Source organism: Cyclobacterium sp. 1_MG-2023, from assembly GCF_030546805.1.
Taxonomy (GTDB): Bacteria; Bacteroidota; Bacteroidia; order Cytophagales; family Cyclobacteriaceae; genus Cyclobacterium.
The window spans coordinates 116,292-128,278 of the sequence record NZ_JAUOPC010000003.1 but is presented as its reverse complement, the minus strand read 5'-3'; the positions used below and the strand labels follow the sequence as shown (position 1 = coordinate 128,278).

8 protein-coding genes are annotated in these 11,987 nt (G+C 39.9%); all 8 read left to right on the top strand.

The genetic code is table 11. The features are described from left to right. The first annotated feature begins 169 nt into the window (after positions 1 to 169). The 8 genes from Q4534_RS05215 to Q4534_RS05180 all read left to right on the top strand — a co-directional run bounded on the left by Q4534_RS05215 (position 170) and on the right by Q4534_RS05180 (position 11,916). Positions 170 to 1,270: a PepSY domain-containing protein gene (locus tag Q4534_RS05215; protein WP_303612115.1), complete on the top strand. Its 1,101-nt coding sequence runs from the start codon at positions 170 to 172 to the stop codon at positions 1,268 to 1,270. Between the two features lie 475 nt (positions 1,271 to 1,745). After that, positions 1,746 to 2,087, top strand: coding sequence for a zinc ribbon domain-containing protein YjdM (locus tag Q4534_RS05210; protein ID WP_303612114.1), 342 nt, complete (start codon positions 1,746 to 1,748; stop codon positions 2,085 to 2,087). A gap of 431 nt (positions 2,088 to 2,518) precedes the next feature. Continuing rightward, positions 2,519 to 4,963 carry a ligase-associated DNA damage response DEXH box helicase gene (locus Q4534_RS05205; protein ID WP_303612113.1) on the top strand — a complete coding sequence of 815 codons (2,445 nt, stop codon included), beginning with the start codon at positions 2,519 to 2,521 and terminating at the stop codon, positions 4,961 to 4,963. Between the two features lie 84 nt (positions 4,964 to 5,047). After that, entirely contained in the window at positions 5,048 to 6,175 is a 1,128-nt protein-coding gene (locus Q4534_RS05200) for a PQQ-dependent sugar dehydrogenase (protein WP_303612112.1), read from the top strand. A 91-nt stretch (positions 6,176 to 6,266) separates the two neighbouring features. Beyond that, positions 6,267 to 7,937 (top strand): choline dehydrogenase, encoded by a 1,671-nt coding sequence (betA, locus tag Q4534_RS05195; protein WP_303612111.1) that lies wholly within the window; start codon positions 6,267 to 6,269, stop codon positions 7,935 to 7,937. Continuing rightward, positions 7,934 to 9,412: an aldehyde dehydrogenase family protein gene (locus tag Q4534_RS05190; protein WP_303612110.1), complete on the top strand. Its 1,479-nt coding sequence runs from the start codon at positions 7,934 to 7,936 to the stop codon at positions 9,410 to 9,412. The genes betA and Q4534_RS05190 overlap by 4 nt, the downstream gene beginning before the upstream one ends. Before the next feature lie 12 nt (positions 9,413 to 9,424). Continuing rightward, positions 9,425 to 10,933 (top strand): sodium:solute symporter family protein, encoded by a 1,509-nt coding sequence (locus Q4534_RS05185; RefSeq protein WP_368509149.1) that lies wholly within the window; start codon positions 9,425 to 9,427, stop codon positions 10,931 to 10,933. Positions 10,934 to 10,950: 17 nt separating this feature from the next. Then, positions 10,951 to 11,916, top strand: a complete 966-nt coding sequence (locus Q4534_RS05180) for a nucleoside hydrolase (protein WP_303612109.1) — start codon at positions 10,951 to 10,953, stop codon at positions 11,914 to 11,916. Positions 11,917 to 11,987 lie beyond the last annotated feature (71 nt).

The window sequence follows — 11,987 nt, the reverse complement described above, 5'->3', positions numbered from 1 at the left end:
ATATAAATATTCTCTTAGAATATTTCTAAATTAAAGATTCGGATTGTTCATTCTTTGGGCAATCCGATTTTTTCCCCAAAAAACCTACCGAAACAGAAGAACCTAACAAATATTATTTACATTTAATGTTTGAAATGTAGTCACCCCAACTTATTAAAATTTCTCCTCAATGCCCATCAGAAAATTCCTCGCCAAAATACACCTATTTATTGGCTTAGGGACAGGATTCCTTTTCTTCGTCATTGCCCTTTCAGGGGCACTATACACTTGGGAACCTGAAATCAGCAGAATCATTTACAAACACAAAGTAGAAGTACAAGACAAACCCTTTATTACCATCTCTGACATTAAAAAAAGTTTACAAAATTCATTTCCAGAAGGAGATTTTCGTACGGCCTTGTACCGAGATAGTGGCAGCAGTATTGAAGTTTTACTATATGTCCCCGGCACCTATTATTTGGCCCAACTTAATCCTTATAATGCAGAGTTAATCCATCTGCAAGACATGAAAAAGGGCTGGTTAAACCATTTAAAAAACTTACACAGAAATCTTCTTTTAGGGGATTTTGGGAGAAAAGTAGTACACTGGGTTACCCTTTTGGCACTCCCTATGTTAATCTCGGGTGTGGTAATGTGGTGGCCAATTAAGGGATGGCCTAGCCAAGATAAGTTTAAAATTAAATGGACTGTCTCTCCAAAAAAACTCAACTATGACCTGCACAATATCCTAGGATTTTATGCCACCTGGATCTTAATTTTCAGTGTGTTAACAGGTATTTTTTGGGGCTTTGAGTCAGTAAAAGCGTTAACAAAAGCTGTTAGTGGAGAAAATAACATCACCTACGACAGCCCAAAATCTATGCTCAGGGATAAAACCGAAGAGGTAAATCAGGATGATGTATTAAACACATTAATTGCCCAAAACCATTCGCGCTTTCCTGAGTCTTATGTAAGAATTAGTATTCCCCATAAAAAAGACGATCCAATAAACCTTACCGTAATTCAGCCTAACAAAGGATTAAATGCAATTGATCACTATGTCTATGACCAATACAGCGGCAATCCTTTGGAAGGTAATTTTCAGAATGGCTTATCCAAAGACCGCAGTACTTTCCAAACTGTGAATGGAATGGTCTATGACATTCATTTTGGAAGTATTTTAGGTCTCCCGGGAAGAATTTTGGTTTTCCTAGCCTCTTTAATCGGAGCCTCACTACCAGTCACCGGATTTATATTTTGGCTAGGAAAAAAAAGAAAGAAAACTTTATGAACAATATTTTAACTCATCCTCTCTACAGTTTAAATCAGCAATAGATTTTTCGGATGCACTGAGAAATCAATATAATATATACCCATTACTTTTACCTCATTTCTTATACAAGCCCTTGTAGTAAAGCCGATTATAATCATAGGTTTGTTAAACTGAAATATGCCATCGCCAATCTATTAATTGCTGAAATCACTTCAAAATCAGCCACTTTGTTGCTGATTTCAATTTCACCATAGCGATGCTAAGCTAAAATCTTCAAACAACCTGATGTTCTGCGATTACAACAATCCCTGAGAAAGCTCAGGAAAAACTATTCCATAATCCGGGTTTTATTGCCAAGGGATTAACGAGCCAATGTTTCAACCATAGATTAGATTTTATTTAAATTGGCACTATCAAACCCAATTTCTAAGTCTTTAGGCTAATCAGTTCAAAAAAAATTCCTTATTTGCGCCGAAATTATAATTTATAAAAGATGTCACAATTCCCACCATGCCCTAAATGCCAATCAGAATTCGCTTATTCCACCGGAGGTCCACTCTTAACATGTCCGGAATGTGGACATGAATGGAACCCTGAAGAAACAGTCGTTGAAGATTCAGGCATTGAAGTAAAAGATGCCAATGGAAATGTTCTCGTGGACGGGGATACGGTAATTGTACTTAAAAACTTACCAGTGAAAGGCTATCCTCAACCAATAAAAGCCGGCACCAAAGTGAAAAACATTCGATTAACGGATGGAGATCATAATATAGATTGTAAGATTACAGGTTTTGGAGCCATGGCTTTAAAATCTGAATTTGTAAAAAAAGGATAAGCAACACTACAATATTATACTTTTTTATATACAGTGAATTCTGCTTATTAGGATCTGTCTATCTCTCTTAGAAATAAGGTTTCTTTTTCCTCATTTCAGCTTTTTTAATATTCAAATTAATATTTCGGATATATTAGCAATGATAATCATTGCTAATATATCCATTTGGCTATTCTATTGAGAAAATTTTATCCCTCCTGTTCCTTAATCAAGGCATGAGATGCATCTAATCAGGCATATACCGAAACTGCTTGCTTTTTTCTTTAACCAGGAGATTGTACCCAAGAAACAAATACTTTTAGAATGAGTTACAATTAAAAGGTAACTTGTCTAAGACCTAATACAGATAATTTACGTTAAGTGCTTAGAAATAATTTAGGCAATTAACAACTATATATTTGTTTAAAATATAATTTTCAGGCTTTCAACATATGAAAAATGATTGGGTAAAGAATTGGTATGCCTATAAAAATAGAAAACCCTACGACTTTCAAAAAGATTGTTTAAATAATTATCTCGAAGGTAAAAGTGGACTATTAAATGCTCCCACCGGAAGTGGTAAGACCATGGCCTTATGGATCCCCATATTGAAAGAGTATGTCAATCAATATCCTGACAGTTGGAAAAAAAAGAGAAAGAATGGTTTGCAGGTGATTTGGATTACTCCTTTACGCGCCCTTGCCCAAGATTTATGTCAAGCCATGCAAGAGGTATGCCTTGAAACCGGATTACCTTGGCGAATTGCTGTTAGAAATGGTGATACCACGGCATCTCAAAGGCAGCAACAAAAAAGAGCCATGCCTGAGTGCTTGATTACCACACCGGAAAGTCTTCATTTATTAATCGCTCAAAAAGGAAATCAAGAGCTATTTCGCAATCTAAAAGCTGTAGTGGTAGATGAATGGCATGAACTATTGGCCAACAAGCGAGGAGTTCAAGTTCAGCTAGCCATTGAGTATTTAAAGACCATTGCAAGCTCTCAATTCAAAGTCTGGGGAATATCGGCAACCATAGGTAACCTATCTCAAGCGCATGGAGTTTTATTAGGCCCTAAAACCCCTCAATTAATTATAAGAAGCAAGGTTAAAAAGAAAATAAAAGTTGCCTCAGTAATACCTGATGAAGTGGAGAAATATCCTTGGGCTGGTCATCTAGGCATTAAATTATTGCCCAAAATTATCCCCATTATCGAAAAAAGTCAAAGTTTACTACTCTTCACCAATACAAGGTCTCAGACAGAAATTTGGTACCAAAAAATATTAGAAACCAAACCTGAATGGGCGGGAACCATGGCCATGCACCATGGATCATTGGATCCTCAAGTACGGGCGTGGGTAGAGACAGCCTTGCATGAAAAAAAGTTGAAACTTGTTGTATGTACAAGCAGCTTAGATCTTGGTGTAGATTTTAGGCCTGTTGACACCGTAATACAGGTGGGAAGTCCCAAGGGAGTTACCAGATTTGTACAGCGAGCAGGCCGGTCGGGTCATTCTCCGGGCGCTATAAGCAAGGTGTATTTTGTTCCTACCCATTCCCTGGAGTTGATAGAGGCAAGCGCATTGAGGAAAGCAATAAATAATGGAGCGTATGAGGACCAAATCCCTATGGAGGCCTGTTATGATGTAGGTCTTCAGTTTCTGGTCACCCTCGCATTAGGAGATGGGTTCAAACCTGAGAATGCCTACCTTATATTAAGAAGTTGCTACGCTTTTCGAAACCTTTCAAGGGATGAATTTCAGTGGATGTTAGATTTCGTCACAGTGGGTGGAAAGGCCCTTGGCAGTTATGAGGAGTTTTCGAAAATAAACTTAGCACCGGACGGACTGTATCGCGTCACAGATAAAAAAATAGCCATGCGTCACCGATTGTCCATGGGTACCATTGTAAGCGATCCAATGATTCAAGTTAAATTTATAACAGGAGGATACATCGGTTCGGTAGAGGAAAGTTTTATCTCCAAGTTAAAACCGGGAGATGCTTTTTGGTTTGCCGGGCGCAACCTGGAATTTGTCAAAATCAAGGAAATGAAGGCATTGGTAAGAAGATCAAAAAAGAAGACCGGAACCATTCCCCGCTGGATGGGAGGTAGAATGCCTTTGTCTTCCAGACTATCGGAAATGATCAGGGATGAATTGCAAAATGCTTCTAAAAACAATTTGGATGCTATTGAATTAAAAACCATTCAGCCTATTTTGAAGTTACAAAATACTTTATCAAGAATTCCTGATCAAGAGTCCCTACTCATAGAACAGTGTAAAAGCAGAGATGGGTACCATGTTTTTATTTTTCCGTTTGAGGGTCGGTTTGTACATGAAGTTCTGGCAGCTTTGGTTGCTTACAGAATCAGTGTAAGTTATCCTATTAGCCTAAGCATAGCCATGAATGATTATGGTTTTGAGTTGCTTTCTGATAGCCCCATACCCATTGAAGACAGCTTAGAGGAAGATTTGTTTCGGACAGAAAACCTAATGGATGATTTATTTGCAAGCATCAACGAGACTGAAATGGGTAAAAGGCGTTTTCGAGAGATTGCAGCCATTGCCGGGTTGGTTTTTCAAGGGTATCCCGGAAAAAATGTACCAACCAGACACCTACAAGCCAGTTCGGGGATTTTATATGGAGTGTTTGAGACTTATGAACCTAACAATCTATTACTTGCGCAGGCCAGAGAGGAGGTGATCCAAATCCAAATGGAAAAAAACAGGCTTTTCAAGGTCATTGATCGAATCAACAGAAATCAGATTCACCTAATTAAAACAAAAAAAATAACTCCTTTTGCCTTTCCTATTATGGTTGACCGACTAAGTAGAAATACCATAAGTTCAGAAAATCTTACTGATAGAATACTAAAACTGCAGATTGAACTGCTAGATTAAAACTTGTTTTGGAGCATATTTAAATTTAAATTCGCTTCAATATTCCTATTAAATTAATTATATCCCATTATTTATTTAGCCTTTATGAAATCTTTATTAGTTACCTTTTTGGTGATCAGTTCGTTTATGACCTGTTTGGGTCAAACACCACCCAATGGCCCCGAAGTAACGGACCCGGAATGGAATGCCTATGACATTGAAACAGTTGTTGAAGGCTTTAATATCCCATGGGGAATGGCAGTTTTATCGGATGGCAGCATGTTAATTACAGAAAAATCCGGTGAATTGATCCATTTTAAAAATGGACAAAAAACCCAAATTGAAGGGTTGCCTGAAATTTCCGCCAAAGGTCAAGGAGGTTTGTTGGACGTGGTTCTGCACCCGGATTTCAAAAACAACAAGTTGGTTTACATTGCTTATGCCTCCTCTAGAGGTGACGGAAAAGGTTCCCACACAGCCATAGGTCGTGGCAAATTGGAGGGCAGCAAATTGGTTAACTTTGAAAGGCTGTACAAAGCCAGCCCCAATTCTGAAGCAGGTCAGCATTTTGGCTCAAGAATAGCATTTGATAAAGAAGGGTACTTGTATTTTTCCATTGGTGAAAGAGGTGCTAAATTTGAAAATCCTCAAGATATCACCCGAGATGGGGGTAAAGTTTACCGCCTGTATGATGACGGAAGAGTACCTGAAGACAACCCTTTTTACAATGAACCCGGAGCAAAGAAAGCCATTTATTCTTATGGACATAGAAATCCACAAGGAATGCTTTTACACCCTAAAACCGGACAAATTTGGGTAAATGAACATGGTCCTAAAGGTGGTGATGAAATCAATATCGTAAAGAAAGGTGCCAATTACGGCTGGCCTGAAATCACATATGGTATCAATTATGACGGAACAATACTATCAGAAAATACAGCTAAACCCGGAATGGAACAACCTTTTTATTATTGGGTACCATCCATTGCTCCAAGTGGCTTTGCCTATGTAACCAATAGCAAATACCCAGCTTGGGAGGGGGACCTTTTGGTTGGCTCTTTGAAGTTTAGTCGATTAGAAAAACTTACCATTAAAAACAATAAAGTTATCAAAAGAGAAAAAATCATCGATGGTTTGGGACGCGTTAGAAATGTTGTTCTAGGTCCTGATGGTATCATCTATGCCGGCATAGACGGTAAAGGGATTGTGAAGATCGTCCCTAAAGGAAAATAAAATTAAATTGTTAAAAGCTAAGTAATTGCTGCTAAATATGATTTTAGCAGCAATTGCTTTTTTAGACAAGTCAACTGTCCTAAATTAAAGAATGTCAAAAGAGAAATATGATTACATTATCGTTGGCGGTGGTTCTGCTGGCAGTGTACTTGCCAATAGATTAAGTGAAGACCCCTCCAATAAGGTACTGGTGATAGAGGCAGGAAGGCCTGACCATGGTTGGGATTTTAGAATTCAAATGCCTGCAGCCCTCACCTATCCACTTACCAATAATTTTTACAATTGGGGCTATGAATCTGAACCGGAACCTTATATGCAAAACCGGAAAATTTTTCAACCCAGAGGTAAAGTATTGGGTGGTTCAAGTGTAATCAATGGTATGATTTTTATTCGTGGCAATGCCATGGATTATGAAAAATGGGCCAATGAAAAAGGCCTGGAAAACTGGAGTTACGCACATTGCCTGCCCTATTTTAAGCGTTTAGAAAATCGCCTAATTGGAGGAAATACTTACCGTGGTGACAAAGGACCTCTCTATTTGACAACACCCAAGTGTGACAACCCTCTTTTTAAGGCTTTCTTTGAATCTGTTCAAGAAGCCGGTTATCCCCTGACAGACGATGTCAATGGTTATCAACAAGAGGGTTTTGGGAAATTTGATGCTACAATTTATAAAGGTAAAAGATGGAATGCAGCCAGGGCCTACGTTCATCCGATAAAGGACCGTAAAAACCTTACCATCCACCTGAAATCTACTGTTGGCAAAATCTTATTTGAAGGAAATACTGCTACGGGAGTGGCTTATTCAAAAAATGGTAAAAAAGAAGTTGCTTATGGCGGGCAAATAATATGCTGCGGAGGGGCCATCAACACCCCGCAAATCCTACAACTTTCCGGGATTGGTAATGCCAATGACCTAAAAAAACTTGGAATCCCTGTAGTGGCTGACCTAAAGGGAGTTGGAGAAAACCTGCAAGACCATCTTGAGGTCTATGTACAATGGGCTGCCAAGAAACCGGTGAGCCTTTACCCTTCCCTAAAATTCTATAACCAGCCTAAGATTGGATTAGAATGGCTCATTAAGGGGACAGGTGTAGGAGCAAGCAATCATTTTGAGGCCGGAGGATTTATCAGGGGAAACGACGAAGTGGCTTACCCTAATTTACAGTATCACTTTCTGCCAATCGCCATTCGCTACGATGGGTCAGCTCCAAATGAAGGACATGGATTCCAATTGCATGTGGGACCAATGAATACGGATGTGAGGGGACATGTGAAAATTAAATCTGCAGATCCCGAAAAATATCCAAGTATTAAATTTAATTATCTCTCTACACCTCAGGAAAGAAAAGAATGGGTGGAAGCCATCAGGTGTACCCGAAACCTTATCAATCAGCCCGCCTTTGATGAACTTAGGGGAAAAGAACTGTCACCAGGAGCTGGTGTAGAAACCGACGAAGAAATATTGGATTTCGTAGCCAGAGAAGGAGAAAGTGCTTACCACCCAAGTTGTACGGCTAAAATGGGCTATGATGACATGGCTGTGGTTGATGCAAATCTAAAAGTTCACGGTGTCAACAACCTTTCGGTGGTAGACGCATCCATTATGCCTTACATCACCAATGGCAATATCTACGCACCAGTGCTCATGATTGCTGAAAAAGCCGCTGACATATTGCTAGGTAACAGTCCCGAGTCCCCTCAAGAAGTACCTTATTACAAACACAATCCAACAAAGGAACAAAACCAACTTACCAATTGATCAAAAATAAAAATCTATATATCAATGGCTGCTGGCAGGAAGCCCTCTCAAATGAGGTAAGAACCATTTACAACCCCTTTGACAAGCAAGCCCTTGTGAATGTAGCCGAAGGTGGTCGAGAGGATGCAAAAAAAGCCATCCAAAGCGCCAAACTTGCTTTTAATACTGAAGAATGGCGAAATTTTTCTACCATTGAACGTGGGAGAATGGTTTATGTATTGGGTGATCTGATCGAAGAAAACAAGGAAGAATTAGCCCGATTAGAAACCCTAAATACCGGTAAAACCTATGCTGAAAGTATTTGGGACATGGACGATATTGCCGGAATTTTCAGGTATTATGGCGGGCTTGCAGACAAAAACGAAGGGGAAGGCATTGCTAGCCCAAATCCCAACACCCAAAGTCGCTTGGTAAAAGAACCGATCGGGGTTGTAGGCATGATTTGTCCTTGGAACTATCCTCTTCTCCAAGCTGCTTGGAAAATTGCTCCTGCCCTTGCGGCCGGTTGTACCATGGTCATCAAGCCAAGTGAATTCACCCCGCTTACAACCTTATTTTGGACCCAGCTTACAGAACAAGCCGGTTTCCCCAAAGGGGTAATCAATACCGTCTTGGGTCCAGGACATAGCATCGGTGCTGAACTGGCTGAAAACCCTGAGGTAGACATGATATCCTTTACCGGTGGTGTAGTCACGGGAAAGAAAATCATGAAAGCGGCTGCCGGAAATGTTAAAAAAGTAGCACTTGAATTGGGAGGAAAAAATCCCCATATATTATTTGAAGATGGAGATTGGGAAACAGCCATTGACTTTATATTAAATGGTGTATTCTTCCATGCCGGTCAGATTTGCTCTGCCGGGACAAGAGTGATGGTTGCTGCCTCCATCCATGATCAAGTGGTAAAGCACCTTGAACAAAGGATTAAAAAAATTCGCCTGGGGAATGGCATGGATGAGCAAACTCAAATGGGACCTCTTATTTCCGAAGCTCAGCTTGAAAAAGTGTCCAATCATGTTCAAAAAGCCATCTCAGAGGGCGCAGAATTGATCACAGGTGGTAAAAAACCCTCGAATCCTGAACTGGCCAAAGGCTATTTTTATGAGCCCACCCTATTGGTCGGTTGCACAAAAGAAATGGCAATTGTAAAAGAAGAAATCTTTGGCCCAGTAATACACATAGAAAAATTTGACTCGGAAGCTGAAGCTATAAAAAATGCCAATGATACCATTTATGGTTTATCTGCTGGTTTTTGGACCAGGGATGTTCAAAGAATAGATAGGGTATCCAAGGCACTTCGCTTCGGGACTGTATGGATCAATGACTTCAATGTTTATTTTGTACAAGCTCCTTGGGGAGGATATAAACAGTCCGGCTTAGGGAGAGAACTTGGCCATACCGGATTAGAAGAATTCCAAGAAATCAAACACATTTATCAAAATTTCCACCCTTCACCATTAAATTGGTTTGGGAACTAATCCACCAAAGCTATCGACACCAAGACCCTAGGAATTCTCATCACTGTTATTTTTTACCTGATTATTCTATATATTGGTTATTACGCCAGTAAAAAGGAATCAGGAGATCAAACTTCACAAGGCCTATTATTGGCCGGAAGAAGAATGCCGGCTTGGATCGGTATTTTCACCATGACAGCCACCTGGGTGGGTGGAGGTTATATTATCGGCACCAGCGAGGCAGTTTACGACAGTGCCAGAGGGCTGGTATGGGCACAGGCTCCTTGGGGTTATGCCATCAGCCTAATATTAGGTGGTTTATTTTTTGCAAAAAAAATCAGAAGCTTTGGCTTTACCACTTTTATTGATGTTTTTGAACATAGGTATGGTAAAAAAACTGCCGCTGTACTCTTTATTCCTGCCTTGATTGGGGAAATATTTTGGAGTGCAGCCATCCTCGCTGCATTGGGGATAACCTTTGCTACTATTTTTGAATTGGATTTGGAAACGTCCATCATGGTCTCGGCTAGTATAGCCATTGGTTATACCATGATGGGAGGCTTATGGTCTGTGGCTTATACAGATGTGGTTCAGCTGATCTTTATCATCCTTGGTCTTGGGATATCCATACCTTTTGCCTTGGATAAGATTGGAGGAATAGAGACTGCTTTGAATATTTATGATCAACAAATCAACAATGGATTTAATTTATTCCCCAGCCTAAGCGCATTTAGTGGAACAGATCCGGCTTGGGGAAATAGTATTTGGGTTTGGCTTGATTTTGCCTTGTTGTTAATAATGGGAGGTATACCATGGCAAGTATATTTCCAAAGGGTGTTGTCCTCAAATTCGGACAAGTCTGCCATAAGGTTATCCATATTTGGTGGAATATGTTGTGCATTGATGGCTATTCCTGCCATTTTCATCGGGGTAGCCGGTGTTGGTTTTGATTGGAGCCAATCTTCTTTAGGAGTTGCTCCGGAAGCCACCATGGTCCTGCCATATGTTTTGATAGAAATGACTCCCCCAATCATTGCTGCATTGGGTTTGGGAGCAGTTGCAGCGGCAGTCATGTCATCAGTGGATTCTTCCATTTTATCTGCAGCCTCTATGTTTACCTGGAATTTCTATCGACCGCTACTCAATCCCTCTTGCTCCGACAAGCAAATTAAAAACTCCATACGCTTAGCCATTCTCGGAATTGGAATTGTGGCTACTTGGCTTGCCTTAACGCTCCAAAGTGTCTATGAGCTTTGGTACCTATGTGCGGATCTTGTTTATGTAATTTTATTTCCACAATTGGTAATGGCTTTGTATTTTAAAAAGTCCAACAAAAGAGGAGCAATTGCCGGAATTATAGTTGGAGTTTTTCTAAGATTTGGCGGTGGTGAACCAATATTTGGTATCCCCCCATTTTTACCTTATCCTATGGAAGACCCTATTGCAGGAATACAGTTTCCATTCAGAACTTTCTCAATGATATGTAGTTTAATAAGTATACTTACTGTTTCCTTGCTTTTACCGGACAAAAAATCAAACTGAAAAAATATCTTCTAGAAATGAACAAAACGATACAGTTATTTTTGATTTTGTTTTTTGCTGTTATCCTTCCTTCCCAAGCACAGGTTCAGGTCATTTTAGATGCAGACTTGGATTCTGATGTTGATGATGTTGGTGCGTTAGCGATGTTACACACCTTAGAAGACCACCAAAAGATCGAAATCCTCGGAGTGGTCATTACCAGTGATGACAAAGATGCTGCCGGATGCGCTGCAGCCATTAACACTTATTACAAAAGACCTGACATTCCTATCGGAGTTGAAAAAGGTATAGAATTAAGAAGTTTCTCCAAATACACAAAACAGCTGGCAACAAACTATCCACATCCTTTAAAAAATGGCAAACAGCCGGAAGATGCTACGCGGCTTTACAGAAGGCTATTGGTCAATTCATCAGACAATAGTGTGGTTATCATTAGCATAGGGCACCTTACAAATCTTCGAAAATTACTCAATTCCAAGGCAGATCATATTAGTCCTCTAAGTGGTCACGAACTGATCAAACAGAAGGTTAAACTTTGGTCTTGTATGGGTGGGCAATACCCTAATGGGAAAGAGGCTAACTTCTATCGGCCCGACCCCGAGTCTACCACAATTGCAGTGAAGAACTGGCCCGGCCAAGTGATCTTTTCTGGATGGGAAATAGGCAATAATATCATTACAGGAGCGGATTATTTAAAGCATGCGCTTGATAGCGAGCATCCTGTAAGTTTGGCTTATAAATTATTCAATGGATATCAAGGAAGGCAAAGTTGGGATCAAACTTCTATTCTGGTGGCGCTAACTGATCAGCACTATTGGAAACTGAGTCCCAAAGGAAACGTAATAGTAAATGAAGATGGAAGTAATTCTTGGGAAAATGACCCTGAGGGTTTACACCAGTACTTGATTGAATCTTTACCTCCTACTGAAATCGCCAAAGTAATTGATGCATTAATGGTGGGGATTTATAGGCCTGGTTTTTGATTGGATATTGGATGGGTTGTAAAACACCTCCAAATTCATTCTTCTTATTCTGCATTTTAGACCCAAACCAT